This window comes from Pauljensenia sp. 20925_1_34, from assembly GCF_041432775.1.
Lineage (GTDB): Bacteria > Actinomycetota > Actinomycetes > Actinomycetales > Actinomycetaceae > Pauljensenia.
The window spans coordinates 108,295-134,512 of sequence record NZ_JAPWAG010000001.1 but is presented as its reverse complement, the minus strand read 5'-3'; the positions used below and the strand labels follow the sequence as shown (position 1 = coordinate 134,512).

Sequence of the window (26,218 nt, the reverse complement as noted above, 5' to 3'; positions counted from 1 at the left end):
CTACTCGTTGGTCAAAAATTAGTCAATTTAAGGCCAAGTTCAGTATAAGCCTACAGATGGCCACTGGGTGCGGTGGTCTCATGCTTCACAGGTTTCATGACATAGAGCACGCGCGCGGTGGGCGTTCGGCGATCGGTGCCACGGCCTCGTACCCTGGGAGCGTGGCAGATCCTTCGACGTACCGACCCCGCACGGGAGACATCCCGACCTCGCCGGGCGTCTACCGATTCTCCGATCCGACCGGCCGCGTCATCTACGTCGGCAAGGCCAAGAACCTGCGCAATCGCCTCACCAACTACTTCCAGGACCTGGCGAACCTGCACCCGCGCACCCAGCAGATGGTGACGACCGCGAGCGCCGTCCAGTGGACGGTCGTGCGCTCCGAGGTCGAGGCCCTCACGCTGGAGTTCACGTGGATCAAGGAATTCAATCCGCGCTTCAACGTCATGTTTAAGGACGACAAGTCCTACCCCTACCTGGCGGTGTCGATGGGGGAGCGCTTCCCTCGCGTGCAGGTGACCCGCGAGCGCAAGCGGGCGGGGTCGCGCTACTTCGGCCCGTACACGCAGGTGTGGGCGATTCGCGAGACGATCGATCAGCTGCTGCGCGTCTTCCCGATGCGCTCGTGTTCGACGGGCGTGTTCCAGCGCGCGAAGGCGCAGGGGCGCCCCTGCCTGCTCGGCTATATCGACAAGTGTGCGGCGCCGTGCGTGGGTCGCATGTCCATGGAGGAGCATCGCGAGCTCGCCGAGGGGCTGTGCCAGTTCATGGAGGGGCGCACCGGCCCGGTGATCCGTGACCTGGAGGAGCAGATGCGCCAGGCGTCGGCGGAGCTGAACTTCGAGCGCGCGGCGAAGCTGCGCGACGACGTCAAGGCGCTGCGCACGGTGTTGGAGCGTAACGCGGTCGTGCTGGACGATGGCGCGGATGCGGACGTGTTCGCGCTGGTGAGCGACGACTTGGACGCGGCGGTCCACGTCTTCCACGTGCGCGGCGGGCGCATCCGAGGAACGCGCGGCTGGGTGATTGAGCGCGTGGACGGGGCGGATGAGCCCGCGCTCATGGCGCGTTTGCTGGAGCAGGTGTACTCCTCGGCGTCGCCGGACGAGGCCGGGGCTGGGAAGGCGGTCAAGGTGGCGGCCGTGAGCGTGGACGATGTCGCCCACACGCCGACGTCAGCGATCCCGCGCGAGGTGCTGGTCTCTGTGGCTCCTGACGATGAGGACACGATTGAGCGCTGGCTGCGCGAGGTGCGCGGCGCCTCCGTGTCGGTGCACGTACCCAGGCGCGGGCCCAAGGCGCAGCTGATGGACACGGTCATGGAGAACGCCCGCCAGGCCCTGGCCCTGCACCGCACGAAGCGCGCGGGTGACATTACGGCGCGCTCGAAGGCGCTCGAGCAGCTTGCGGAAAACCTCGACCTGCCGGGCGCGCCCCTGCGCATCGAGTGCTACGACGTCTCGCACACGGGTGGGGAGAATCAGGTTGCCTCCATGGTGGTCTTCGAGGACGGGATGCCTCGCAAGGACGCCTATCGCACGTACAACATTCGCGGCGAGGACGGGACCGGCACCCCCGACGATACGAGCGCCATGAACGAGGTGTTGACCCGGCGCTTCTCCCGCCTGCTCGCCGAGGAGGCGGGCATCGAGGGCGAGGATGAGGACGGCATCGCCTACGCCTCGGGTCCCATTGACGCGTCGACCGGTCGACCCAAGCGCTTCTCCTACCGGCCCGACCTGGTCGTCGTGGACGGCGGCCTGCCCCAGGTCAATGCCGCGCGCGCAGCCCTGGACGCGGTGGGCGCGGACGTGCCCGTCGTGGGCCTGGCCAAGCGCCTGGAGGAGGTGTGGATCCCCGGCGACGACTTCCCCCTCATCCTGCCGCGTACCTCCGAGGCCCTGTACCTGCTGCAGTACCTGCGCGATGAGTCCCACCGTTTCGCGATCACGAAGCACCGCAAGCGCCGCTCCAAGGCCCAGCGCCGCTCGGTCCTGGACTCTATCCCGGGGCTTGGACCCGCGCGACAGGCCGCGCTCTTGAAGCATTTTGGCTCTGTCAAGCGCCTGCGCGAGGCAACACCCGAGCAGATTGCCGAGGTCAAGGGCGTGGGACCCGCCCTCGCAGCCACGATCCGCGATAGGCTTGCAACATCGTCGAGGGAGGACACACCATGACAATGACGCTTCCAATGCCGCTTCCTGTGCGCGTGGCTCTCTTGGGCTCGGGCGAGCTCGGCAAAGAGGTGACGATCGCCCTGCAACGCTACGGATGCACGGTCATCGCGTGCGACTCCTACGCCAATGCTCCTGCCATGCAGGTCGCGGACTCCTCCCGCGTGTTCGACATGAGCGATCCGGCCGCCCTGCGCGCCGTACTGGATGAGGCGGACGTCGACCTGATCGTCCCCGAGGTCGAGGCCATCGCCACCGACTGCTTGAGCGCCTACGAGGAGCGCGGCGTGCGCGTCGTGCCGAACGCCTTTGCCGTGCAGGCCACGATGGATCGCCAGCGCATCCGTCACCTGGCCGCGTCTCTGCCCGGCGTGCGCACGTCCGACTTCCGATTCGCGTCCAGCGAGGCCGAGCTGTCGGCAGCCCTGGAGGAGATCGGTTACCCCGCTTTCGTCAAGCCCACCATGTCTTCTTCAGGCCACGGACAGTCCCGCGTGGACGGCCCCGAGCAGGCCGGCGCAGCCTGGGCGCACGCCGAAGAGGACGCGCGCGCGACGACCGGCGTCGTCATCGTTGAAGAGGGCATCGACTTCGACTACGAGATCACGCTGCTCACCGTTCGCTCCTGGGACCAGGACAGCGCCAGCGTCGTGACCTCCTTCTGCGTGCCGATCGGCCACCGCCAGGAGGGCGGCGACTACGTCGAATCCTGGCAGCCCATGGCGATGAGCGAGGCCGCCCTGGCCTCGGCCCGCGACATGGCCAAGGCCGTCACCGACGCGCTTGCACAGGCCGGCAACGGACCCTGCCTGGGCCTCTTCGGCGTCGAGTTCTTCGTGCGCGGCGACGAGGTCTGGTTCTCTGAGCTCTCGCCCCGGCCCCACGACACCGGCATGGTCACCATGGCCACCCAGCGCCAGTCCGAATTCGAGCTGCACACCCGCGCCATTCTCGGCCTGCCCACCACCACCGAGTTGTCCCGGCCCGGCGCGTCCGCCGTCATCAAGAGCGAACGAGCGATCGATGCCCCCGCCTACCGCGGCGTCGCCACCGCGCTTGCCACCGCTGACATCGTGCGCATCTTCGGCAAACCGATCAGCCGCCCGCATCGACGCGTCGGCGTCGTCGCAGCCAGTGCCGCCACCCCCAAGGAAGCGCGCGTCATCGCCCGGCGCGCCTCCCAGGCCATCACCATCGACGACGCCCCGATTGCCTAAGACACCCACAGCCACGCTCACCCCGCTCCCAAGGAGGACACCATGACCGACCATGCACCCACGGACGCACGCAGCGCGCCCCAGGAGGAGGCCTCGTCCATGAGGGAGGAAAACCCCCGCACCTTCCCCGAGGGCATCCCCGTGCGCGACGCCGCCCGCACCAAGTTCGAGCCGCGCGCCGCCAACGAAGTCCTTATCATCACCGGCTACTCCGGCGCCGGTCGCACGGGTGCGGCCCGGGCCCTGGAAGACCTCGACTGGTACGTCGTCGACAACCTTCCCCCGACGATGCTGCCCGCCCTGGTCGGCATGATGTCCAACGACCCCGCCGCCGGCGTGCACCGCCTGGCCGTCGGAGTCGACGTGCGCTCGCGCACCTTCTTCCGCACGCTGGATGCCACCCTCGAACAGCTCAAGGGCGCAGGCATCGTCTACCGCGTCATTTTCCTTGAGGCGAGCCCCGAGACCCTCGTGCGTCGCTACGAATCCAACCGCCGCCCGCACCCCCTCCAGGGCGCCGGCACCCTCATGGACGGCATCAAGGCCGAAATGCGCCTGCTCGCGCCCCTGCGGCGCGCAGCAGACGAGGTCATCGACACCTCCACCATGAGTGTCCACGACCTGACCAGGCGCATTCGCGACATCGTGGCGGGGGAGGAGCGCCCCCTCCAGGTCACCGTCGAGTCCTTCGGCTTCAAGCACGGCCTGCCCCTGGACGCCGACCACGTCGTCGACGTGCGCTTCTTGAAGAACCCGTACTGGGTCGACGAACTGCGCCACCTGACCGGCAAGGACCAGGCGGTGGCCGACTATGTCCTCTCCCAGCCGGGAGCCCGCGATTTCGCTCTGGGCTATGCCGACCTTTTGGCCCCCATGCTCGACGGCTATCTGGCAGAATTGAAGCCATTCGTCACAATCGCCATCGGCTGCACGGGCGGAAAGCACCGCTCCGTCGCATGCTCCGAGGCCATCGCCGCACGCCTGCGTGAACGCGGACATTCCGTTCGCGTCATGCACCGCGACATTGGGAGAGAATAATGCCCTATCTGGATGCTGCTGGCTGGGTTCAACGAGGAGAATCCGGCCAGTCCATCGTCGCCCTCGGTGGCGGACACGGACTGTCCGCCACCCTGCGGGCCCTTCGCCACATCACCCGCGCCCTGACGGCCGTCGTGACCGTCGCCGACGACGGCGGATCCTCCGGGCGGCTGCGCCAGGAGATGCCTATCCTGCCTCCTGGTGACCTGCGCATGGCGCTGGCGTCGCTCTGTGAGGAATCCGAGTGGGGCCTGACGTGGCGCGACGTCATGCAGCTGCGCCTGGACACGACCGGGCCCCTCAACGGGCACGCGCTCGGAAACCTGCTGATCTCGGGCCTGTGGCAGCTCCTCGACGATCCGGTTGAAGGCCTGGACTGGGTCGGCCGACTGCTTGGCGCCCAGGGCCGCGTCCTGCCCATGGCGACCACCCCGATCGATATCGAGGCGGACATGAACGACGGCGGGCGGCGCTACGTCGTGGCCGGCCAGTGCAAGGTCGCCGTCGCCCCCGGCACCGTCGAGCACGTGCGCATCACGCCCGAGACCCCAGCGGTGCCCGCCGCCGTCACCGACGCTATCTCCGAGGCCGACTGGGTCGTCCTGGGCCCCGGCTCCTGGTACACCTCCGTCATCCCGCACCTGCTGGTGCCCGAGATCAACCGCGCACTGGCCACGACCGACGCCCACCGCGCGCTCGTGCTCAACCTTGCCCGCCAGCGCGGCGAAACCGACACCATGTCCACGGCCGACCACGTGCGGGTCCTACGCGAATACGCGCCCGCGCTCAAGCTTGACGTCGTCATCGCCGACCCCACCGCCTGCGACGACATCGACGACCTCATCGTTGCCGCCGAAGAACTGGGCGCGCGCGTGCTCCTGCGCCAGGTGCGTACCGGCGATGGCGCCCCCCACCACGACCCCCTGCGACTCGCAGCCGCCCTGCGTGACGCGTTCGACGGCTTCCTTGGTGAGGTGGGCCAGACCGAAACGTGGCTACCCTAGAACCCGTTGCCCGCTGACACACGACATCACACATCGGGAGAATCAGTGTCCCTGACATCAGACATGAAGGACGAGCTCGCGCGTGCCGTCATCACCACCCCCTCCGAGGTGGCCGCCGAAGTGAGCGCGACGCTTCGCTTTGCCGGAGGACTCCACCTCGTCGGTGGCCGCATCCTTGTCGAGGCCGAGCTCGACTCGGCCGTTGCCGCGCGGCGCCTGCGCACCTACCTGCAGGCTCTCTATAACGCGGAGTCCTCCGTCGTCGTCGTGTCCGGCTCCTCCCTTCGCCGCGGCAAGCGCTACGTCGTGCGCGTCGTCCATAAGGCCGACGAGCTCGCGCGCATGACCGGCCTGATCGACTCCATGCGTCGCCCCGTGCGAGGCCTGCCCCCCGTGCTCGTCGCCTCCGGCACTGCCGAGGCCGCCGCAATCTGGCGCGGAGCCTTCTTGGCACGCGGCTCCCTCATGGAACCGGGCCGTTCCTCCTCCCTCGAGATCACCTGCCCGGGGCCCGAGGTGGCCCTCGCGATGGTCGGCTGCGCGCGCAAGCTCGGCGCTGCCGCCCGCTCGAAGGAAGTGCGCGGCACCGACCGTGTGTCCGTGCGCGACTCCGACGCGATCGGAACCCTCATCGCCGCCATGGGTGCGCCCTCGACGTTCGAGGCGTGGCAGGAGCGGCGCGAACGCCGCGAGGCCCGAGGCAGCGCAAACCGGCTGGCCAACTTTGACGATGCCAACCTGCGGCGCTCCGCGCGCGCGGCCGTCGCCGCCGGCGCCCGCGTCGAACGCGCCTTTGAGATCCTCGGTGACGACGTGCCCGCGCACCTGCTCGAAGCTGGCACCCTGCGCCTGAAGTACAAGCAGGCCTCCCTCGAAGAGCTGGGCAAACACACGAACCCGCCGCTGACCAAGGACGCCGTCGCCGGACGCATCCGCCGCCTGTTGGCGTTGGCGGACAAAGTCGCCCACGAACGCGGCATACCGGACACCGAATCCGCCCTCACTCTCGACATGCTCGAAGAGGACTGACTTCCCCCCTGTTACGTTCGTCCCAGTTCAAACGAGAATTAGCCCACGTATCAATTTCGAAATTGGATTGTGACAGAGTCCGCTTTCGGGTGTAGATTAGGAACTGCTGGAACCGCAGAAATCTGCGGGCCGGGCTGGCAACCCGCACGCCCGGTTGCATCGAAAACCGTGCCCTGTGAGGGCACGAGCAGGAGGAACCATAGTGACCACCCGCGTTGGCATCAACGGCTTCGGCCGCATCGGCCGTAACTTCTTCCGCGCCGCTCTCGAGCAGGGCGCGGACATCGAGGTCGTCGCCGTTAACGACCTGACCGACAACAAGACCCTTGCTCACCTGCTGAAGTACGACTCGATCACGGGTCGCTTCCAGGGTGAGGTGTCCTACGATGACGAGGGCATCATCGTTGACGGCAAGCACATCAAGGTGCTCGCACAGCGTAACCCCGCCGATCTGCCCTGGGGCGAGCTCGGCGTTGAGGTTGTCGTTGAGTCCACCGGCTTCTTCACCGATGGTGAGAAGGCCAAGGCTCACCTCGAGGGTGGCGCCAAGAAGGTCGTCATCTCCGCTCCCGCGAAGAACGTCGACGGCACCTTCGTCATGGGCGTGAACGAGGACAAGTACGACGGCGAGACGATGAACATCGTGTCGAACGCTTCCTGCACGACCAACTGCCTCGCCCCCCTGGCCAAGGTTCTCGAGGAGAACTTCGGCATCGAGCGCGGCATCATGACCACCATCCACTCCTACACGGGCGATCAGCGCGTCCTCGACGCCCCCCACAAGGATCTGCGTCGCGCCCGCGCCGCGGCCCTGAACATGATCCCCACCAAGACCGGTGCTGCCCAGGCTGTCGCCCTGGTCCTGCCCGAGCTCGAGGGCAAGTTCGACGGCCTCGCCGTCCGCGTCCCCACCCCGACCGGCTCCCTGACCGACCTCACCTTCATCGCGAAGAAGGAGGTCTCCGTCGAGGCCGTCAAGGCTGCCGTGAAGGCCGCCGCTGAGGGTGAGCTCAAGGGTGTTCTTGAGTACACCGAGGATCCGATCGTCTCCTCCGACATCGTGGGCGACCCGCACACCTCGATCTTCGACGCCACCGAGACCAAGGTCATCGGCAACCTCGTCAAGGTCCTGTCCTGGTACGACAACGAGTGGGGCTACTCGAACGCTCTCGTTCGCCTCACCGCCCTCGTCGGCTCCAAGCTCGCCTGAGAGCGCTGACGACCCAGCCATGAGCTGACAGTGAGATGCCCGTGCACGCACGTGCACGGGCATCTCGCACATCACCGTCACTTTCTTTCCACTGAAAGGATTCCCCATGAGGACCATTTCCTCCCTGGGCGACCTGCGCGGCAAGCGCGTCCTGGTCCGTTCCGACTTCAACGTTCCGCTGAAGGACGGCGTCATCACCGACGATGGCCGCATCCGCGCAGCACTGCCCACCCTTAAGACGCTGACCGACGCCGGCGCCAAGGTCGTCATCCTGGCCCACCTGGGCCGCCCCAAGGGCAAGGTCGACCCTGCCTTCTCCCTGGCCCCCGTCGCCACCCGCCTCGCCGAGCTGTCCGGCGTGAAGGTCACGCTGGCCACCGACGTCGTCGGCCCCTCTGCCGCCGATACCGTCGCCGCCCTGGGTGAGGGCGAGATCGCCCTGCTCGAGAACGTGCGCTACGACGCCCGCGAGACCTCCAAGGTCGACGAAGAGCGCGAAGAACTCGCCCGCGAATACGCCAAGCTCGGCGACGCCTTCGTCTCCGACGGCTTCGGCGTCGTCCACCGCAAGCAGGCCTCCGTCTACGACATCGCCAAGCTCCTGCCCTCGGCTGCTGGCCTCCTTGTCTTCAAGGAGATCGAGTCCCTGTCCAAGGTCACCGGCGACCCCGAGCGCCCCTACGGCGTCGTCCTCGGCGGCTCCAAGGTCTCCGACAAGCTCGGCGTCATCGCCAACCTGCTGAAGAAGGCCGACATGCTCTTCATCGGCGGCGGCATGGCCTTCACCTTCCTGGCCGCTCAGGGCTACTCCGTCGGTAAGTCTCTCCTCGAGGCCGACCAGATCGACACCGTCAAGGGCTACATCGCCGAGGCCGCCGAGCGCGGCGTCGACCTGGTGCTGCCCGTCGACGTCGTCGTCGCCCCCGAGTTCGCGGCCGACGCGCCCGCGACCGTCGTCACGGTCGACGCGATCCCCGACGACCAGATGGGTCTGGACATCGGCCCTGAGTCGCAGAAGCTCTTCGCCGACAAGCTGGCCACCGCCAAGACCGTGGCCTGGAACGGCCCCATGGGCGTCTTCGAATTCGACGCGTTCTCCGGCGGCACCCGCGCGGTTGCCGAAGCCCTGTCCACGGGCTCCATGTTCTCCGTCATCGGCGGTGGCGACTCCGCCGCGGCCGTGCGCCTGCTCGGCTTCGACGAGAACACCTTCTCCCACATTTCCACTGGCGGCGGCGCCTCCCTCGAGCTCCTCGAGGGCAAGGTTCTGCCCGGTATCGCAGTTCTGGAGGACTGACTCATGGCACGTACCCCCCTCATGGCCGGCAACTGGAAGATGAACCTCGATCACCTCGAGGCCAACCACCTCGTCCAGGGCCTGGCGATGGCGCTGTCCGACGCGGGACACGACTACTCCAAGTGCGAGGTCCTCGTCATCCCGCCGTTCACCGACATTCGCACCGTCCAGACCATCGTTGACGCCGACGAACTCGGCATCAAGTACGGCGCGCAGGACGTGTCCGTCCACGACAACGGCGCCTACACCGGCGAAATCTCCACCGACATGCTGACCAAGCTCGGCGTCACCTACGTCGTCATGGGTCACTCCGAGCGTCGCGAGTACCACAACGAGTCCGACGAGCTCGTCGGCGCCAAGGCTCGCAAGGTCTTCGACGCGGGCATGACCCCGATCCTGTGCTGCGGCGAAGCCCTCGAGGTCCGCAAGGCCGGCACCTACGTCGAGTTCGTTCTCGGCCAGATCCGCGCCGCCCTCGCCGGCTGGAAGGCCGAAGAGGTCGCCAAGATCGTCATCGCCTACGAGCCCATCTGGGCCATCGGCACCGGCGAAACCGCCTCCGCCGCCGACGCGCAGGAAGTGTGCGGCGCCATCCGCGCCGCCCTCGCCGAGGACTTCGGCGCCGAAACCGCCGAAGCGACCCGTATCCTCTACGGTGGATCCGCCAAGCCCGGCAACATCAAGGAGCTCATGGCTCAGCCCGACGTCGACGGCGGTCTCGTCGGCGGCGCGTCCCTGAAGGCTGACTCCTTCGCCGCCATGGCGAACTTCTACGCCTGAGCGACGCTCACTCGCCCGCCCCTTGGCCGCAACTAGCCGGGTCGGAGCGAATGCGAGGCGGGGCCAATCGGTGTGCCGGTTGGCCCCGCTGCCATTCTCCGTTACACTTGTCGTGTATGTGCCCCAAGAGGGGCGAACTGCGATAGAAACTGGATTGACCGTGACCATTCTGAACAACGTGCTGATCGTGCTGATCTTCCTGACCAGCATCCTGCTGACGCTGACCGTCCTTATGCACAAGGGACAGGGTGGCGGTCTGTCGGACATGTTCGGTGGCGGCATTTCCTCGTCGGCCGGCTCCTCCGGTGTCGCCGAGCGTAACCTGAACCGCATCACCCTGGGCACGCTGCTCATCTGGCTGGTGTGCATCATCGGCTACGCGCTGCTGGCGAAGTACGGTCGTTGATCGTCAATGATCGATATCGTTTCCTGGCTCCCCACCATCGCGTGGGGAGCCAGTTTCATTTGTTCTTAACGCCGCAAGCCGCGTCAGTTACCGAACGCGTTTTCTTCTTCCTGTTCTGCTCGTCTATTCTCGGTGTGGCATCCGCCCCATTCAATGTGTGACAGAGGCGGGGTCACAATGATCCCGCCTCCTTATTTGTCTGCAGATCCCCTACGGGAGAGCAATCTGCGACGCTGCGGCCTCGTCCAGGTAGACGCGCGTCGTGGGGGCCAGGATGCCCGTGACCGGGAGGTCGAGGGGCGAGGCACCCGCTAAGGCACGCCCGAGCGCCTCGGCCTTCGCGCCGCCAGCGGTCGTGAGCCACACCTCGGGGCAGGCCTGCATGACGGGCATCGACACCGTGATGCGCTCAGGCGGCGGCTTCGGGGAATTGCGGATCGCCAGGATAGGGGAGGCCTCGTCCATGTTGACGCGGCCTGGGAACAGCGAGCAGATATGCCCGTCGGGTCCCATACCGATGAGCGCGATGTCAAAGGAAGCCCGGCCCATCAGTCTCTCCCACGTCTGCGCGAAAACCGCCGTCGCCTCGTCGAGAGAACCTTCCCCGGGAGCAGTAGCGTCGCTGGTCGGCATACGCACGAACTCGACCCCGGCGGCCGCGTGGAAGAATCCCTCCCACGCTTGGTCGTCGTTGCGCTCGGCGTGCCCGGCGGGAACGTAGCGCTCATCGACGAGCCACACGCGCACGCGCGACCAGTCGACCTGATTCACCTGGGGAAGCAGGGATGGCAGAAGGGAGGTTGTCACCGCGCCACCCGATATCGCCACGTTGATACGCCCGGTGTCCCCGGCCTCGTCGATCAGAGTCCTCAGGCGCTCCAGGAAGGCGCGGCCAACGGCCTCGTTGAGGGCCTGAACGCTCGGGAACACCTCGAGGGTGTGGACGGCAACCATGTCACTCTTCCGTCGCACAGTCGGCCAGGTGCGGCAGCTCGGTCGTGAGCAGCTCGCCGTAGTAGACGTCAGGATCCAGTCGGCGCAGGTCCTCCATAAGGGAATCCTGCACGGAGCGACGCGCCAGGTTCACGCTTCGGTCCTCCAGGCCCGGGCGCGAGAGCCGTGCGACCGAGGAGGTGGCGCTGCGCGAGAGCGACACGGTCGTGTCGTCGTCGAAGAAGAACGTGATGTCGGTGATCGTGAGGGCCTCGGGGTCGACGACTCGCTCGACGGGCACACCCAGCTGGTGATGAAGCCACGCCGCCACGAGGAACGGCGAGGGGTGGGTCGCGTTACCCGCCACGCGGATCGAGGACGGAAGGCGATCGAAGTCCTCGGCGACGGCGGCCAGCAGCGCGCGCCACAGGGTCACGCCCGCCCACGCCAGGTCGGTGTCGCCCGGCGTGTAGACGGTGGACAGGGCCGAGAGCGTATCCATCGGGCACGGCGTTGCGCGCGAATCCGTGATTCGCTTGGCGGCGAGGCGGCCAAGCGGGTGCTCGCCCGGGTTTGCCGGGGGAGTGACCGGCCAGTAGGTGACCACGGGGGTGTCCGACTGGAGCAGCGGCATGACGAGGGAATCGATGTTCGACGCCGCCTCGCCGCGTGGCTCCAGAATGATGATGTCGGACAGGCCCGCGGCATCGCCCACGCGGATCTGCGCGTTCAGGCGCGCAGTGCCCTCGGTGGACTCGGGCTCAACGATGACGATGACGCGGCAGGGGTGCTCGCGCGAGACCGCGTCCGAAATCTCGATGGCGTTATCCACGTCGATCATGTCGGGCACGCAGATGAGGAGTGTCAGCACGCGGCTCAGGGCCGCGGATCCGCGCTCGTCACGCAGGTCCACGATGCGCGAGGCGACCTCGGCGGACGTCGTGTTCTTCAGGGTGATAATCACGGGAGCCTCCAGAAACGGCCGTCGCGGGCCAGCATGTCGTGCGCCGACTGGGGGCCCCAGGTGCCCGGCGCGTAGGGCTCGGGCTGGCCCTGGGTCTCCCAGAAGGACAGGATCGGATCGAGGATTTTCCACGAGGCCTCGACCTCGCGCTGGTGGGGGAAGAGTGGGGCGGAGCCGACGAGAGCATCCAGGATGAGACGCTCGTAGGCCTCGGGTGAATCCTCCGTGAAGGCGTGGCCGTAGGCGAAGTCCATCGTGACGTCGCGCACCTGCATCGAGGTGCCCGGGACCTTCGCGCCAAGCTTGAGGGTGAGACCCTCATCCGGTTGGACGCGGATGACGAGCGCGTTCTGAGCAGACTCGCTGAGGGCCGAGTTGCCGAAGGGCACGTGGGCGGAGCGCTTGAAGATGACGGCGATCTCGGTGACGCGCTTGCCCAGGCGCTTGCCGGCACGCAGGTAGAAGGGAACGCCCGCCCAGCGTCGCGTGTCGACAAACAGCTTGATTGCCGCGAAGGTGTCGGTCGTTGAGTCGGCGGGAATACCGTCCTCCTCGAGGTAGCCGCGCACCTGGTCGCCGCCCTGCCAGCCGCCCGCGTACTGTCCGCGGGCCGTGTCGGCGGCCAGGTCCTCGGGCAGACGCACGGCGGACAAAACCTTTTCCTTTTCGGCCTGGATCTCCTCGGGTGTGAAGTGAACGGGCTCCTCCATGGCGGTCAGCGCCATGAGCTGGAGCAGGTGGTTCTGAATGATGTCGCGGGCCGCACCGATGCCGTCGTAGTAGCCCGCGCGCGTTCCGATGCCGATGTCTTCGGCCATCGTGATCTGCACGGAATCGACGTAGTTGGCCTTCCACAGCGGCTCGAACATGGCGTTGGCGAAGCGCATCGCCATGATGTTCTGGACCGTTTCCTTGCCCAGGTAGTGGTCGATACGGAAGACGTCTTGCTCGTCGAAGATCTGTGAGATGACGTCGGAGAGTTCGCGCGCCGACTCGAGATTGTGGCCGAAGGGCTTCTCGATGATGACGCGACGCCATTCGCGGCCCTGACGCTTGTTGAGGCCGGTGTCCGACAGGTGCTTGGCGACGACGGGGAAGTAGGACGGCGGAATCGACAGGTAGAACGCGTGGTTGCCGCCGGTGCCGCGCACGCGGTCCAGCTCTGCAACGGTGTCGGCGAGTCGGCGGTATGCCTCCGGGTCATCGAAGGTGCCCGAGACGAAGCGCAGGCCCGAGCGCAGCTGGTTCCACGTGCCTTCGTTGAAGCCGGTGCGGGTGTGGGCCTCGATGGACGCGCGCACGTACTCCTCGAAGTCCTGGGGGCTCCAGTCTCGGCGCGCGAAGCCGGTCAGGGAGAACGCGGGGTGCAGCAGACCGCGGTTGGCCAAATCGTAGATGGCCGGCAGGAGCTTCTTGCGCGCAAGGTCACCGGTGATGCCGAAGATGACGAGGCCGCAGGGCGGCGAGATGCGCGGAAGCCTGCGGTCTTGCGGATCGCGCAGGGTGGGAATCGCGTTGGTCACGAGGTAACGCTCCGTTCACTCGGGGAGGGGGACGAGGCCGTGGCCCGCATGCGTTCCAGCAGGGACGCAGTGGGGGACCGAGGACCCACACATGACTATGAGAATAGGGCTGCTGACGCGCACATGCGCGTCAGCAGCCCTTCCGTCAGTTCAGGTGACTACAAAGTCACGCGCGTGCTTCCGCGATGGATTCCTTCGCGGCGGCGGCGACGTGCTCGGCGTCGATGCCGTACTCCTTGAAGAGGAGTTCGCCGGGGGCGGACGCGCCGAAGTGCTCGATGGACACCGCGCGGCCGGCGTCGCCGATCCAGCGGTACCACGGCAGGGCCAGGCCGGCCTCGACGGAGACGCGGGCGCGCACCGACGGGGGCAGCACGGTGTCGCGGTAGGAGCGGTCCTGGGCCTCGAACCAGTCGAGGCAGGGAACCGACACGACGCGGGCGGCCACGCCCTCGGCGGCCAGGGCCTCGCGCGCCTCAAGGGCGACGGCGACCTCGGAGCCCGAGGCCATGAGGATCACGTCGGGCGTGCCTTCGGTGTCGGCCAGGACGTAGGCGCCGCGCGCCAGGTCCTCGGTCGTGGCCAGGCCGGTGCCTTCACCGCGAGCCGGGTTGGGCAGGTTCTGGCGCGACAGGATGAGCGCGGCGGGGTGAGACTGCTCGAGGATGGCCTTCCAGGAGGCGGCCGTCTCGGCGGCGTCGGCGGGGCGCACGACCGCGAGGTTGGGGATCGCGCGGTAGGATGCCAGGTGCTCGATCGGCTGGTGGGTCGGGCCGTCTTCGCCCACGCCGATGGAGTCGTGGGTCCACACGTAGGTGACGGGCAGATCCATGAGGGCCGCGAGGCGCACGGCGCCGCGCATGAAGTCGGAGAACACGAAGAACGTACCACCGTAGGCGCGGGTCAGGCCGTCTGCGGCAATGCCGTTGAGGGCCGCGCCCATCGCGAACTCGCGCACGCCGAAGTGCAGGTTACGGCCGAACTCGTCGCCGCTGAAGGACGAGGAGGAGCGGTGCGCGGGCAGGAACGAAGGCTCGCCCTTCAGGAAGGTGTTGTTGGAGCCGGCGAGGTCGGCCGAGCCGCCCCACAGCTCGGGCAGGACGGGTGCGATGGCGTTGAGGACCTGGCCGGAGGCCGCGCGGGTGGCCAGCGCCTTGCCTTCTTCGAAGGTCGGCAGCGCGGCTTCCCAGCCCTCGGGCAGGCGGCCGGCGGACAGGCGCTCGAGGAGCGCGGCGCCCTCGGGGCTGGCGGCCTTCCAGGCCTCGAAACGGGCGTCCCAGTCCTTGCGGTACTCGGCCGTGCGCGCGGCTGCGCGCGCACGCACCTCGTCGACGACGGAGGCATCGACGTCAAACATCTTCTCGGGGTCGGCTCCCAGGGCGACCTTGAGGCCAGCCAGGGCCTCGCCACCGAGCTTGGCGCCGTGGATGCCGCCGGTGTTCTGCTTGCCGGGGGTGGGCCAGCCGATGATCGTGCGCAGCGCGATGAGCGAGGGCTTGCGGGTCTCGGCCTTGGCAGCCTCAAGGGCCTCGTTCAGAGCGGCGGTGTTCTCCTCGTAGGAGCCGTCCTCACCGAGCCAGTCGACGCGCTGGACGTGCCAGCCGTAGGCCTCGTAGCGGGCCAGGACATCCTCGTTGAAGGCGATGGAGGTGTTGTCCTCGATGGAGATGTGGTTGTCGTCCCAGATGACGGTGATGTTGCCGAGCTCCTGGGTGCCGGCCAGCGAGGAGGCCTCGGCGGACACGCCCTCTTCGAAGCAGCCGTCGCCGGCGATGACGTAGACGTTGTGGTCGAACACGGACTCGCCCAGGGGAGTCTCGGGGTCGAGCAGGCCGTGGACGCGGCGGGCGTTCATGGCGAAGCCGACGGCGGAGGCGATACCGGTGCCCAGCGGGCCGGTCGTGATCTCGACGCCCTTGGTGTGTCGGTACTCGGGGTGTCCCGGCGTCAGGGAGCCTGCGGTGCGCAGCTTCTTGACGTCGTCAAGCTCGAGGCCGAAGCCGCTCAGGTAGAGCTGGACATACTGGGTGAGCGAGGAATGGCCAGCGGAGAGAATGAAACGGTCACGGCCGATCCATCGAGGATCGGCCGGATCAACGTTCATGACCTTGTTGTACAAAAGGTACGCTGCGGGTGCGAGCGAGATAGCGGCGCCGGGGTGGCCCGAGCCCGCCTGCTCGACAGCGTCCGCCGCGAGGAGCTTGGCGGTCTTCACCGCTTCATCGTCGATATGATCCCATTGAAGTGTCACGTCGGCCTCCAGCCGTATTTAGGTCCCCAACATCGGGGTAGGGAAATGGTTACCGCGTCACATACTAGCGAAATTGTGCGCACGCGCATAGGGATCGCGCACATTTGTTGAAATGTCGCTTACTCTGACACTATGACATCCCTCGAAGCAGCCGTGAATGAGTGGGTGGACTATCTGCGCGTCGAGAAGGGCGCGTCGTCTCACACCGTCTCGAACTATCGTCGTGACGCGTTGCGCTATGCCCGTGACCTGGGGGAACGAGGGGTTCGCAGTCTCGCCGAGGTGAGCGCGCGCGACATTGAGGACTACACGATGAGGCTCGCGTCGGGGGAGGTGACGGGCACGCCCGCGGCGGCCTCGTCGGTTGCTCGCGCCTCCGCAGCGATCCGAGGCCTGCACAAGTACGCGCTCACGGAAGGCCTTGTTGGGGTTGATCCCGCCGCCCAGCTGAGGGCGCCTCGAGCGGGCCGCCACCTGCCCAAGGCGCTGACGGTCGACGAGGTTGGCCGCCTCTTGGACGTGGCCCACGCGAACGACTCGCCGATCGGCCTGCGCGACTGTGCCCTGTTGGAACTCCTGTACGCGACGGGCGCGCGAGTGTCCGAAGCTGTCGCCTTGAGCGCCGACGACCTCGACCTGGACGGCGACGTGCCGGTGGTGCGCCTTTTCGGTAAGGGGCGCAAGGAACGGATCGTGCCCGTGGGGTCGTTCGCAGTGGAGGCCCTCGGTGCGTACCGGGTGCGCGCCCGTCCTGCCTTGGCAGCCCGAGGCCGTGGTTCCACCGCGTTCTTCCTGAACTCTCGGGGCGGGCCCCTGTCGCGGCAGAGCGCGTGGACGGCGATCCGGCGCGCGGCGCAGGCCGCAGACCTGGGGGACAAGGTCTCGCCGCACACGATGAGACACTCATTTGCCACCCACCTGCTGGAGGGTGGGGCGAGCGTGCGCGAGGTCCAAGAGCTCCTCGGACATGCCTCAGTGGCGACCACGCAGATATATACAGCGGTCACGGCCGCCGCGCTGCGCGAGGTTTTTACACTCTCGCACCCCCGGGCGCGTGGCACCCACGAAGTGCCCGGGCAATGACCTAGGATGGACACGTGACCGAGAATTCGCATCCGACGCTGACGAACGATCTGCCTGATGAGCAGGTCGATTTCCCCGTGCCCGCGCCTCTGACGGGGCACGGTCCCGCCCGCGTGATCGCGATGTGTAACCAAAAAGGTGGCGTCGGTAAGACGACGACCACGATCAACCTGGGGGCGGCGTTGGCCGAGTACGGCCGCCGCGTCCTCATCGTCGACTTCGACCCGCAGGGTGCCGCGTCAGTGGGCCTGGGCATCAACGCCCTCGACATGGAGCAGACGATCTACACGCTGCTCATGAACCCGAAGGCCGACGTGCGCGCGACGATTTGCCAGACCACCACGGACAACCTGGATATCATCCCTGCGAACATTGACCTGTCGGCCGCCGAGGTGCAGCTCGTCAACGAGGTGGCCCGCGAGAGCGCGCTGGCTCGCGTCCTGCGCCACGTCGAGGCGGACTACGACGTGATCCTCATCGACTGCCAGCCGTCGCTGGGCCTGCTCGCCGTCAACGCGCTGACCGCCGCGCACGGTGTCATCGTGCCCGTCGAGGCGGAGTTCTTCGCGCTGCGTGGCGTCGCCCTGCTGGTGGAGACCATCGAGACGGTTCGTGACCGCATCAACCCGCGTCTGAAGATCGACGGTATTGTCGCGACCATGGTGGACCTGCGTACGCTGCACTCGCGCGAGGTTCTCCAGCGCCTGCAGGAGGCATTCGGCGACCTGGTCTTCGACACGCGCATCGGGCGCACGATCAAGTTCCCCGACGCCTCCGTGGCGACCGAGCCGATCATCTCCTACGCGCCCAACCACGCGGGGGCGCACGCGTATCGCCGACTGGCGCGCGAAATCATCGCCCGTGGCGACGCCGCCTGACTCGATCGAGGTCCAGGGGGAGTTCGAGCTTTTTGCCGTCTCCCTGCCCGTCTTCGAGGGTCCGTTTGATCTGCTCCTGTCGCTGATCGCGCGTCAGAAGCTCGACATCACCGAGGTCGCGCTGGCCCAGGTCACCGACGAGTTCATCGCCTTCATGAAGGCGTCGCCGGACCTGTCGCGCACGACGGAGTTCCTGGTGGTAGCCGCCACCCTCCTCGACATGAAGGCCGCACGGCTGCTGCCTCGTATCGATGACGAGGAGCGCGCGAGCGAGGCCGACCTGGAGGCCCGCGACCTGCTGTTTTCTCGCCTCCTGCAGTACCGCGCCTTCAAGGAAGCCTCCAAGGACCTCGACGCGCGCATGGGCCAGTTCGCCTCGTACGTGGCGCGCGAGGTTCCTCTGGAGCCTCACTTCGCGACCCTGCTGCCCGAGCTGCGTTGGCACACGACCCCCGAGGACCTGGCTCGCCTGGCCGCCGACGCCCTGTCCGCCTCTCCGCCTACCGTCGCGGTCTCGCACCTGCATGACCCTGTCGTGCCCGTGCGCGAACAGGCGCTCGTCGTCGCCGCAATGCTCGCTCGGGCCGGGGAGATGACCTTCCACGAGCTCGTCGCCGACGCGCCCACGCGCGCCGTCGTCGTCTCGCGCTTCCTGGCGCTGCTCGAGCTCTACCGACGCGGAGCCGTCGAGTTCATTCAGGACGAGGCCTTGGCACGCCTGTCGATCCAATGGACCGGGAGCAGCGACCAGATCGATATCGACGTGGACGACTACACGGGCCACGCCAGCGCTCAGGCCACCACGGCCTCGTCAGTGGAGCACGCCGACATGCAAGGAGCACACAGCGATGACTGAGCACGACCTGCGCGCACCCATCGAGGCGATCCTCATGGTCGCCTCCGAACCCGTGACACCCGAGGACCTGGGAGCCGCGCTGGGCGCCGACCCCACCCAGGTCGAAGACACGCTCAGAGCCCTCGCGAGCGAATACCTGGGGGAGTCGGGCGCTCCGGCACGCGGCTTCGAGCTGCGCGAAGTCGGCGGCGGTTGGCGCATCTACTCCGCGCGTGCCCACGCCGATGTCGTGGGCCGCTTCGTCGTCGGCTCCTCCCACGCGCGCCTGTCCCAGGCGGCCCTCGAAACGCTGGCCGTCATCGCCTACCGCCAGCCGATCTCGCGCACGCGCATCGCTCGCATTCGCGGCGTCAACGTCGACGGCGTCGTGCGCACCCTGCTCGCCCGAGGCCTCGTGGAAGAGACGGGGGCGACACCATCCGGGGCGCGCCTATACGGCACGACCGGGGAGTTTCTTGAGAAAATGGGGATGACGAACCTGTCGGAGCTGGTACCCTTGGCACCCTACTTGCCAGACGCCGATGCGCTGGACGAATTGGAGGAAGAACTATGAGGGCTAACCCCTACACCGAGGGTGGCGTGCGACTGCAGAAGGTGCTCGCCCAGGCGGGCGTCGCGTCCAGGCGCGCGTCCGAGCAGATGATCGCGGACGGGCGCGTGAGCGTGGACGGCACCGTCGTGCGCAACCAGGGCGTGCGCGTGGACCCCGCGACACAGGTCATCCACGTTGACGGCGAGCGCCTGATCCTGGACGAGACGAAGCACATCGTGCTGGCCGTCAACAAGCCGATCGGCACGGTCTCGACGATGAGCGACCCCGAGGGCCGCCCGACCATCGCGGACCTGATCGCCGACTACCCCGAGCGCCTCTACCACGTGGGTCGCCTCGACATCGACACCTCCGGTCTGCTGCTGCTGACCAACGACGGCGAGTTGGCGAATCGCCTCACCCACCCCAAGTACGAGATCCGCAAGACCTACGTGGCGCGCCTGCACGGCGAGGTCAAGCCCGGCGTCAAGCGCAAGCTGATGAACGGCATCGAGCTGGAGGACGGTCCTATTAAGGTTGACGCCTTCCGTGTTGTCGACACCTACGGCGACATCACGACCGTCGAGATCGTCGTGCACGAGGGCCGTAACCGCCTGGTGCGTCGAATGATGGAAGCCGTGGGCTATCCGGTGCGCGAGCTCGTGCGCACGGGCTTCGGGCCGATCTCCCTGGATCACCTCAAGCAGGGCACGACCCGCCGCGTCAAGGGCAACGCTCTGACGGCGCTGTACGGGGCCGTCGGCCTGTGAGCGCCCAGGGCGGTGGCGTCCCCACGCGCGTCGTGTCCACGGTGGGGCCCGTCCTCATCATCGGGTCGGGCCTGCTGGGCGCGTCCCTCGGCCTGGCGCTGCGCGCCGGGGGAGTGGGAGTCTACCTCGAGGATGCCTCGCCCACCTCCCTGCGCCTTGCCTCCGACGTGGGTGCGGGCGTCCCTTTCAGTGACGTCATCGACGAGGCCGGGGTGGCCTCTGCGGACGCCGGGCAGGACGGCGCCGGTTACGAGGCGCCGCGCATCGTCGTGGTCGCGACCCCTCCCGACGTCGCCGACCGGATTATCGTCGATTCTCTTGTGCGATTCCCCAACGCTATCGTCACGGACGTCGCCTCGGTCAAGGACGCGGTCGTCGCCGACGTGCTTGCCACGCTCGCGCAGCGCGGCCTCCAGGACGAGGCGTGCCGCTACGTGGGCTCACACCCGATGGCTGGACGCGAGCGCTCCGGCGCCGGCGCGGCCGACGCCGACCTGTTCTACGGTCGGCCGTGGGTGATCGTGGCCCATGAGCTGACGTGGCCTCGTGCGGTGTTGGCCGCGCGTGCGCTTGCCACGGACGTGGGCGCGGTGCCCCTGGAGATGAATGCGGGCACGCACGATCACGCGGTGGCCCTGGTGTCCCACGTGCCGCAGCTCGTGTCGTCGATGCTGGCGGCGCGCCTCGTTGATGCTCCCGCGCAGGCACTCGGTTTGGCGGGACAGGGGCTGCGTGACACGGCGCGTATCGCGGCCTCCGATCCTCGCTTGTGGACGGCGATCCTGGCCGGCAACGCTGGGCCTGTCGCCGACATCCTGCGCGAGTTGAGGGGCGACCTGGATGACCTACTGACCCACTTGGATGCGGCCGCCGAGCTGGGCCCGCTTCGGGGCGGCAGCGTCGGCGCAATCAACCGCGTGATGACGGCTGGCAATCAGGGCGTCGCGCGCATCCCCGGCAAGCACGGCGGTGCTCCGTCGCGCTACCGCGAGGTCGAGGTGCTGATCCCCGATGAGCCCGGAGCGCTCGGGCGCCTCTTCAGTGAGCTCGGTGAGGCCTCCATCAACATCGAGGACCTGGTTCTCGAGCACTCGGCGGGCGCGCAGGCTGGCGTCGCTCGCGTCATGATTGACCCGGCGGTCGCTGACCGCTGCGCCGCGGACCTGCAGGAGCGGGGCTGGCGGCTCATTACCCACTAGAACAACCTCGATGAGGAGAATCACCGGATGAACGACTCGATGCGTCAGGATGCGATTGCGCGCGTTGGCATCACCATTGCGATCGATGGTCCTGCGGGTTCTGGTAAGTCCACGGTGTCCAAGGAGCTGGCCTTGCGTTTGGGCATCGGATACCTCGACACGGGCGCGATGTACCGCGCGCTGACGTGGTACGCCCTCGACCGTGGCATTGACCTGGAGGACACGGAGGCGGTCGCAGCCGCGGCCGACGAGATGGTCCTTCGCCTGCAGTCCGATCCGTCCGATCCGCACGTGTGGGTGGGGGATACCGAGGTCACCCAGGCGATTCGCGAACCCCGCATTGCCCTGGAGATCAAGCACGTGTCGACGAACCTGAAGGTGCGCGCGTGGATGGCGACCGAGCAGCGTCGCCGCATGATGGAGGCGCGCGCTCAGGGCTCCGGCATGATCGCCGAGGGCCGCGACATTACGACGGTCGTGTGCCCGGACGCGGACGTGCGCATCCTGTTGCTCGCGGACCAGGAGGCGCGCCTGCGCCGCCGAACGCTGGAGCTCTACGGTGACGCAACCGAGGAGCACATGGAGATTGTGCGCGCTCAGGTCGAGGGGCGCGACAAGGCCGACTCCGCCGTTTCCGAGTTCATGACCGCCGCGCCCGGCGTTGAGACTGTTGATTCGACCGGCCTGGATATCGCCGGCGTGTGCGAGGCCATCCTGGCCTATGTGGACGAGGATCTGGCTGCCCGCGAGGCCTGAGCGCACCGTCTTCGAGGGGCCCGCAGCGACACGCTGCGGGCCCCTCGCCGTTCGTGTCTGCGCAGTCAGTAACCGGTGCCGTCGTGGCGCCCCTGCGCGTGGACGGGTCCCTGGGTGGGGTCGGTGCCATAGACGGGCCCGGAAACCGGGTTGGTCCCGTACACGGGCCCCTGTCCAATTCCGTACACGGGTCCCTGTCCAGTGCCGTACACGGGTCCCTGTCCGGGCTGGGCACCGTACGCGGTGCCCAGCGTGTCGGTGGTGCTGTACGGGGGCTGCACGCCGTAGCCGGGTTGGCCGGTTGGCTGTGGAGCCGTCGCCCACGGCGGGTTATGGCCGCGGTGCCATCGCGGGTCCGCGCCTGGCGCTTGAGGGGCGTTCGGCACCCCGTACTGCGGGCCGTTCATGCCGGTGTAGTTCGGCATCTGGCCAACGGCATCCTTGCGCGCTGTATGCACGAAAAGTGCGTACACGATGCACACCGGAATGAAGAGCAGCACCATGACGATGATCATGACGAGGCCGACAACGCTACCGCTGTCGCTCTCCTCGGAGCTAGCGTGGATCGTCGCGGGGGACGTGGCGAGCGAACGAACGGGGGCCACGCGTGTGGGCGCGTCGGTGGCGAGGGAGTCGTGGACGGTGACCTGCGCGGCGCTTGTGAGTGGCTGGGCGGCCGTCTGACTTCCGGAGGCCATGGCGGGGGCAGTGACGCCCGCGGCGGCGAGCGTCAGTGTCGCTGCGAGGGGCAGGAGTCGGTGTGACTTCATCGTTTCTCCATCAGGTGCGGGCGGGTTGGCTGATGGCGCTCCGGCCTAGCGATAGGTGGGCGGGTACTGGCCATAGCCCTGCCCACCCTGCCCGCCCTGCTGGGGCGGATAGTAGCCCTGCTGGCCGGGAGCGCTTGCGTACCCGTAGTCGGCATGTGGTCCTGTGGTTGAGCCAGCGCCGTTGGGCTGGTAGGGCATTGCCTGCGGTCCGGAAGCGGCCACGGCGTTGTAGGAGGGGGCAGACACCCCATACTGAGGTCCGACGGAGCCCGTGTTGGCAAAGGGATTCTGCCGCAGTTGCTCCCGCGCAATCCGTTCGCGCCGACGGCGGTCGTGCGCGAGGGCGACGCATACGCCGATAAAGATCACCACCGAGATGGCTCCGAAGACCGGACTACTGCTGCCTCCTCCGTGGTAGTGGAAGCGCCGTGAGGGCGCGAGGACATTCTGGGACGAGGCCGGGGCTGCGCTCACAGAAACGGCGTCGGTCTGTGCCTCGGATGATGCGACCGCGACGATAGGGCTAGCGAGGTGGGGCTCGGCCTGAGCGGGCATCGCGGGGACGGCGAGTGCCATCGCGGCGATAGCGCATGCTGCGGTCAGTGAGAAAAGTCGACGGGACGTCATGCAGGTGGTTCCTTCCGGTGGAACGAACGACGGGTGGGATCTACGTGCCAGTGTAGCCCTGTGCCTGCGGTTCATCGCAGCATTGCGATTGACGATGCTGGTGTGCACGAGCCGCAGGCGCTACATGAAGGCACAGCCACCACTGCCTTGTGGCGCGGACCACGTGGCCCAGTTTGCGCCCCCGTCGAAAGGTGCGCTATAGTTCTACAGGTCGCCACGGCGACGAACTGAATACGGGCTGTGGCGCAGCTTGGTAGCGCACTTGACTGGGGGTCAAGGGGTCGTGGGTTCAAATCCCGCCAGCCCGACAATAGAGTCGCGAGGACAGGTTTGTGTCCTCGCGCTTTTTGTATTCCACGGGCCTTCGTTGCCTGGAGTCGTTGGAGGGACCTCCGTCCCCCGCATCAATTGTCGGTCAACCTTTGTAACCGAAATGTGATGCTCGTCTGTGGTGGTCTATTTCCCCCGGTAAACGCTAGTTTTCGACCAATGTTCCGCGGGTTCGTGCAGGTCACAGCGCATGTGATGCGTTGTGAGGCGTGTCAATGGGTGGAGTAAACTGTGGCACAGGTCGAAGTCGTCAACGGGGATGATTTCGACCTACCTCGCCGGTACCGGTCGCCGCCATCCAAGATGGAGCACGAAGTGCACGGACCGACACAAAACGGCCCCGGCCTCGTCAACGGAGACGAGGCCGGGGGAGCCGGAGACGCGAATGAGGAGCGAGAACGGTCAGTCGTCAGACGTCGCCGCGCCCTCGCGCGCATCCTCGGGGATGACATCCTCCAGCGTCGCCGACTGCTCGTGCGGGGCCTGGAACTCGGTCACCGTCGTCACCTCCACGGCCTTCGGATCCGAAATCCGCACAGAGGTGGTCTGCCCCTCCTGATCGACGATGTTCAGCCGATCGGCTGCGTCGAGCTCAACAAGGAAGAGGTCGGCCAGGTCGGTGATACCCGCCTGCTCCAATTCACCGCGAAGCCATTCCTCGCTGTGGCCAGCCAACTCGAGGTTGTCGGTCACGACCTGGCCACTGGACACCAGGACGTAGTTGACGCCGCCCTCGCCCTTGCGCCGTACCGTCAGGGAGCCGTTGGCTTCGCGTTGTACGAGGCTGATGTCGCTCAGTGAAAAGATGCCCATGCCGCGTAGCTCTGCGAGAAACTCGACTGGATCGAGCTTGTGATCCGTGCTGTCGAGCGCGTCCTGAGTAAATCGCCCGCCCTCGATGATCGTGTACGCCTTTCCCATCACGAGCGAGCGGGTCGACATGAACTTCGATGTCAGGTAGTTCAGGCCCGAGATGATTCCAAAGGTGACGAGCAGGAAGCTGATGTACTCCGCGAACGAGATTGCGTGGTTGTAGATGACACCGCCGATAATGCCACCGAGGATAAAGTTCCCGATAAAGTCGATCGGTGTCAGCTGGACCGTCCGCTGCTTGCCCGTGAGGCGCAGGTGGAGGACGATCAGGGTGACACCGATCAGGAGCTTAAAGACCGTCAATTCGAAACCATGAACATCGAACATGAGACCAGTCTATTCGCATGTGGGGACGCGGTTTGGCGTGGTGTGATCAGCTCGTCGGATCCGCGTCGATGGCTCCCTGAATATCGTGGAAGATCAGGTTCGAGATTTCAACCTGGACCATCTCAACCTTGGGGACGTCACGCAGCAGCAACGGATCGTCCGCCGAGGTCTGCAGGGCGAGCGTGCCGCAGCCAAAGAGGCGGTCGTCGAAGTTCTTCTCGAGCTGAACGTCGGAGATGCGCGTGAGCGGCAGGTCGTGGCCGGTGCGCGTGAAGATGCCCTTGCGGGTAATGATGCGCTTCGTGGTCACCGTGTAGGTCGAGCTGATCCACTTGATCCAGGGGATCGCCAGCAAGGGCACCGACAGGATCAGAACCACGATCCAGATGGTCGGCAGCGCCCAGGAGCGCGAGTCTTCCGGGACATAGACGGAGCCAACGATGGCCGCGATGATCAGGATAATCTCGCCGATGATATGCGGCAGGATCACCTTGATGTGCGTGTGCATGTGTCGGACGACAACCTCGTCCTGACTAAGGAGCTTCTTGGAAAGTGCCATGTATCCATCATGCCAGATAACAAGAATCCACGAGGGTGAGGACCATCACCGATGGTCTTCGCGCGCGGGCCGTCGGTGCGTTCCCACGATGTCGGTGTTGACGATTCCAATGGCCGCCATGAGGGCAAGCATCGTGGTGGGGCCGACGAAACGGAAGCCCCGCGCTTTCAGGTCCGCGGCCAGGGCGATGGACTCGGGGGTCTGGGAGGGAACGTCGCTCGCGCAGGTGGGGCGCGGATCAGGGCCGCCCCGATAGGACCACACCAGCTCGCCCAGGTGCGAGGGGCCGGCGGACGAAGGACACGCGCTTTGGGCGACGCGCAGCCCGATGGTGGCCCGGGCGTTGGCGATCGCGGCCTCGATTTTTCGGCGGTTGCGAATAATCGACGGGTTGGACGCCAAACGTTCGACGTCCGCGTCGGTGAAGGCGGCGACCGCGTCTGGTGAAAAGCCGGCGAAGGCCTCGCGGAAGGACTCTCTCTTGGCCAAGACGGTGCGCCACGACAGGCCCGCCTGGAATCCCTCTAAGGCCAGGCGCTCATAGACGCCAGCCTCATCGTGGACGGGCATGCCCCACTCGGTGTCGTAATAGGAACGCAGGAGGGCGTCGTGTGACGCCCACGTGGGTCGCACGAGGCCGTCGTCGCACAGCGTGAGTCCGTCGGGCAGGGCAAGCGGATCGGGGGAGGGAAGCGAGGATTTCATGGCCCCATCGTGCGCCCGGCCCACCCTCGCGGTCAATCGCCCGCTCGCGCCCTGTGGATAACAACGACGCGCGCGCCACCCCTGTGGATTGGGGGACGCGCGCGCCACCCCTGTGGATAGGGGGACGCGC

At 67.0% G+C, this 26,218-nt stretch carries 25 protein-coding genes and 1 tRNA gene; 17 read left to right on the top strand and 9 right to left on the bottom strand.

Annotated elements, in window-relative coordinates:
* Window positions 1-161 precede the first annotated feature (161 nt).
* From uvrC to secG, 9 genes are all read left to right on the top strand, one after another.
* Window positions 162-2,177: an excinuclease ABC subunit UvrC gene (uvrC, locus tag O3669_RS00630; RefSeq protein ID WP_371523224.1), complete on the top strand. Its 2,016-nt coding sequence runs from the start codon at window positions 162-164 to the stop codon at window positions 2,175-2,177.
* A complete protein-coding gene (gene purT / locus O3669_RS00625) occupies window positions 2,174-3,391 on the top strand; it encodes a formate-dependent phosphoribosylglycinamide formyltransferase (RefSeq protein ID WP_295918448.1) in 1,218 nt (405 codons plus the stop codon). The genes uvrC and purT overlap by 4 nt, the downstream gene beginning before the upstream one ends.
* 42 nt (window positions 3,392-3,433) lie before the next feature.
* Window positions 3,434-4,429 (top strand): RNase adapter RapZ, encoded by a 996-nt coding sequence (gene rapZ, locus O3669_RS00620; RefSeq protein ID WP_295918451.1) that lies wholly within the window; start codon window positions 3,434-3,436, stop codon window positions 4,427-4,429.
* Window positions 4,429-5,433, top strand: coding sequence for a uridine diphosphate-N-acetylglucosamine-binding protein YvcK (gene yvcK / locus O3669_RS00615; protein ID WP_295918455.1), 1,005 nt, complete (start codon window positions 4,429-4,431; stop codon window positions 5,431-5,433). Before rapZ ends, yvcK begins: the two co-directional genes overlap by 1 nt.
* A gap of 45 nt (window positions 5,434-5,478) precedes the next feature.
* Complete coding sequence (gene whiA / locus O3669_RS00610) at window positions 5,479-6,462, top strand: DNA-binding protein WhiA (protein ID WP_295918462.1); 984 nt, start codon at window positions 5,479-5,481, stop codon at window positions 6,460-6,462.
* Between the two features lie 202 nt (window positions 6,463-6,664).
* Entirely contained in the window at window positions 6,665-7,672 is a 1,008-nt protein-coding gene (gene gap, locus O3669_RS00605) for a type I glyceraldehyde-3-phosphate dehydrogenase (RefSeq protein ID WP_314767990.1), read from the top strand.
* A gap of 106 nt (window positions 7,673-7,778) precedes the next feature.
* Window positions 7,779-8,969: a phosphoglycerate kinase gene (gene pgk / locus O3669_RS00600; RefSeq protein WP_295918466.1), complete on the top strand. Its 1,191-nt coding sequence runs from the start codon at window positions 7,779-7,781 to the stop codon at window positions 8,967-8,969.
* A gap of 3 nt (window positions 8,970-8,972) precedes the next feature.
* Complete coding sequence (gene tpiA / locus O3669_RS00595) at window positions 8,973-9,749, top strand: triose-phosphate isomerase (RefSeq protein ID WP_295918468.1); 777 nt, start codon at window positions 8,973-8,975, stop codon at window positions 9,747-9,749.
* Between the two features lie 160 nt (window positions 9,750-9,909).
* A complete protein-coding gene (gene secG / locus O3669_RS00590; protein WP_371523222.1) occupies window positions 9,910-10,155 on the top strand; it encodes a preprotein translocase subunit SecG in 246 nt (81 codons plus the stop codon).
* 210 nt (window positions 10,156-10,365) lie between these two features.
* On the opposite strand, the gene pgl is transcribed toward secG, so the two are convergent.
* From pgl to tkt, 4 genes are all read right to left on the bottom strand, one after another.
* Window positions 10,366-11,109 (bottom strand): 6-phosphogluconolactonase, encoded by a 744-nt coding sequence (gene pgl / locus O3669_RS00585; protein ID WP_371523221.1) that lies wholly within the window; start codon window positions 11,107-11,109, stop codon window positions 10,366-10,368.
* Between the two features lies 1 nt (window position 11,110).
* Entirely contained in the window at window positions 11,111-12,052 is a 942-nt protein-coding gene (locus O3669_RS00580) for a glucose-6-phosphate dehydrogenase assembly protein OpcA (RefSeq protein ID WP_371523220.1), read from the bottom strand.
* Complete coding sequence (zwf, locus tag O3669_RS00575) at window positions 12,049-13,575, bottom strand: glucose-6-phosphate dehydrogenase (RefSeq protein WP_295918477.1); 1,527 nt, start codon at window positions 13,573-13,575, stop codon at window positions 12,049-12,051. Before zwf ends, O3669_RS00580 begins: the two co-directional genes overlap by 4 nt.
* Window positions 13,576-13,741: 166 nt before the next feature.
* On the bottom strand, window positions 13,742-15,826 hold the full coding sequence (gene tkt, locus O3669_RS00570) for a transketolase (protein WP_371523219.1): 2,085 nt from the start codon (window positions 15,824-15,826) through the stop codon (window positions 13,742-13,744).
* A 132-nt stretch (window positions 15,827-15,958) separates the two neighbouring features.
* On the opposite strand from tkt, the gene O3669_RS00565 reads away from it, so the two are divergent.
* Genes O3669_RS00565 through cmk form a run of 7 tightly spaced genes read left to right on the top strand, consistent with a single transcriptional unit; the run spans window position 15,959 to window position 21,897 of the window.
* The gene (locus tag O3669_RS00565; protein WP_315281531.1) at window positions 15,959-16,909 is read left to right on the top strand and encodes a site-specific tyrosine recombinase XerD; all 951 of its coding nucleotides are present in this window, start codon (window positions 15,959-15,961) and stop codon (window positions 16,907-16,909) included.
* A 14-nt stretch (window positions 16,910-16,923) separates the two neighbouring features.
* Window positions 16,924-17,787 carry a ParA family protein gene (locus O3669_RS00560; RefSeq protein WP_371523218.1) on the top strand — a complete coding sequence of 288 codons (864 nt, stop codon included), beginning with the start codon at window positions 16,924-16,926 and terminating at the stop codon, window positions 17,785-17,787.
* Window positions 17,771-18,643 carry a ScpA family protein gene (locus tag O3669_RS00555; RefSeq protein ID WP_314767986.1) on the top strand — a complete coding sequence of 291 codons (873 nt, stop codon included), beginning with the start codon at window positions 17,771-17,773 and terminating at the stop codon, window positions 18,641-18,643. The genes O3669_RS00560 and O3669_RS00555 overlap by 17 nt, the downstream gene beginning before the upstream one ends.
* On the top strand, window positions 18,636-19,196 hold the full coding sequence (gene scpB, locus O3669_RS00550) for an SMC-Scp complex subunit ScpB (protein ID WP_295918489.1): 561 nt from the start codon (window positions 18,636-18,638) through the stop codon (window positions 19,194-19,196). The genes O3669_RS00555 and scpB overlap by 8 nt, the downstream gene beginning before the upstream one ends.
* Window positions 19,193-19,942 carry a pseudouridine synthase gene (locus O3669_RS00545; RefSeq protein WP_295918491.1) on the top strand — a complete coding sequence of 250 codons (750 nt, stop codon included), beginning with the start codon at window positions 19,193-19,195 and terminating at the stop codon, window positions 19,940-19,942. The genes scpB and O3669_RS00545 overlap by 4 nt, the downstream gene beginning before the upstream one ends.
* On the top strand, window positions 19,939-21,141 hold the full coding sequence (locus O3669_RS00540) for a prephenate dehydrogenase (protein ID WP_314767985.1): 1,203 nt from the start codon (window positions 19,939-19,941) through the stop codon (window positions 21,139-21,141). Before O3669_RS00545 ends, O3669_RS00540 begins: the two co-directional genes overlap by 4 nt.
* Before the next feature lie 27 nt (window positions 21,142-21,168).
* Window positions 21,169-21,897, top strand: a complete 729-nt coding sequence (gene cmk / locus O3669_RS00535) for a (d)CMP kinase (RefSeq protein WP_371523217.1) — start codon at window positions 21,169-21,171, stop codon at window positions 21,895-21,897.
* A 65-nt stretch (window positions 21,898-21,962) separates the two neighbouring features.
* On the opposite strand, the gene O3669_RS00530 is transcribed toward cmk, so the two are convergent.
* Window positions 21,963-22,667, bottom strand: coding sequence for a hypothetical protein (locus O3669_RS00530; protein ID WP_371523216.1), 705 nt, complete (start codon window positions 22,665-22,667; stop codon window positions 21,963-21,965).
* A 45-nt stretch (window positions 22,668-22,712) separates the two neighbouring features.
* Window positions 22,713-23,294, bottom strand: a complete 582-nt coding sequence (locus O3669_RS00525; RefSeq protein WP_314767982.1) for a hypothetical protein — start codon at window positions 23,292-23,294, stop codon at window positions 22,713-22,715.
* A gap of 234 nt (window positions 23,295-23,528) precedes the next feature.
* On the opposite strand from O3669_RS00525, the gene O3669_RS00520 reads away from it, so the two are divergent.
* Window positions 23,529-23,602 (top strand) — tRNA-Pro (locus tag O3669_RS00520).
* A 424-nt stretch (window positions 23,603-24,026) separates the two neighbouring features.
* Here the strand turns inward: O3669_RS00520 and O3669_RS00515 are convergent.
* From O3669_RS00515 to O3669_RS00505, 3 genes are read right to left on the bottom strand one after another with little or no spacing between them, the layout of a single operon-like run.
* Entirely contained in the window at window positions 24,027-24,824 is a 798-nt protein-coding gene (locus O3669_RS00515) for a YetF domain-containing protein (protein ID WP_314767981.1), read from the bottom strand.
* 46 nt (window positions 24,825-24,870) lie between these two features.
* Window positions 24,871-25,383 carry a PH domain-containing protein gene (locus O3669_RS00510; protein WP_314767980.1) on the bottom strand — a complete coding sequence of 171 codons (513 nt, stop codon included), beginning with the start codon at window positions 25,381-25,383 and terminating at the stop codon, window positions 24,871-24,873.
* A gap of 45 nt (window positions 25,384-25,428) precedes the next feature.
* Entirely contained in the window at window positions 25,429-26,088 is a 660-nt protein-coding gene (locus O3669_RS00505; protein WP_295917272.1) for a DNA-3-methyladenine glycosylase I, read from the bottom strand.
* Between the last annotated feature and the right edge of the window lie 130 nt (window positions 26,089-26,218).

Coding starts and splice junctions, on each gene's coding strand:
- O3669_RS00525 (WP_314767982.1), bottom strand. CDS start 23,294: ATGACGTCCCGTCGACTTTTCTCACTGACCGCAGCATGCGCTATCGCC.
- O3669_RS00510 (WP_314767980.1), bottom strand. CDS start 25,383: ATGGCACTTTCCAAGAAGCTCCTTAGTCAGGACGAGGTTGTCGTCCGA.
- pgk (WP_295918466.1), top strand. CDS start 7,779: ATGAGGACCATTTCCTCCCTGGGCGACCTGCGCGGCAAGCGCGTCCTG.
- O3669_RS00530 (WP_371523216.1), bottom strand. CDS start 22,667: ATGAAGTCACACCGACTCCTGCCCCTCGCAGCGACACTGACGCTCGCC.
- rapZ (WP_295918451.1), top strand. CDS start 3,434: ATGACCGACCATGCACCCACGGACGCACGCAGCGCGCCCCAGGAGGAG.
- purT (WP_295918448.1), top strand. CDS start 2,174: ATGACAATGACGCTTCCAATGCCGCTTCCTGTGCGCGTGGCTCTCTTG.
- O3669_RS00565 (WP_315281531.1), top strand. CDS start 15,959: ATGACATCCCTCGAAGCAGCCGTGAATGAGTGGGTGGACTATCTGCGC.
- yvcK (WP_295918455.1), top strand. CDS start 4,429: ATGCCCTATCTGGATGCTGCTGGCTGGGTTCAACGAGGAGAATCCGGC.
- O3669_RS00545 (WP_295918491.1), top strand. CDS start 19,193: ATGAGGGCTAACCCCTACACCGAGGGTGGCGTGCGACTGCAGAAGGTG.
- cmk (WP_371523217.1), top strand. CDS start 21,169: ATGAACGACTCGATGCGTCAGGATGCGATTGCGCGCGTTGGCATCACC.
- pgl (WP_371523221.1), bottom strand. CDS start 11,109: ATGGTTGCCGTCCACACCCTCGAGGTGTTCCCGAGCGTTCAGGCCCTC.
- O3669_RS00505 (WP_295917272.1), bottom strand. CDS start 26,088: ATGAAATCCTCGCTTCCCTCCCCCGATCCGCTTGCCCTGCCCGACGGA.
- tpiA (WP_295918468.1), top strand. CDS start 8,973: ATGGCACGTACCCCCCTCATGGCCGGCAACTGGAAGATGAACCTCGAT.
- scpB (WP_295918489.1), top strand. CDS start 18,636: ATGACTGAGCACGACCTGCGCGCACCCATCGAGGCGATCCTCATGGTC.
- O3669_RS00515 (WP_314767981.1), bottom strand. CDS start 24,824: ATGTTCGATGTTCATGGTTTCGAATTGACGGTCTTTAAGCTCCTGATC.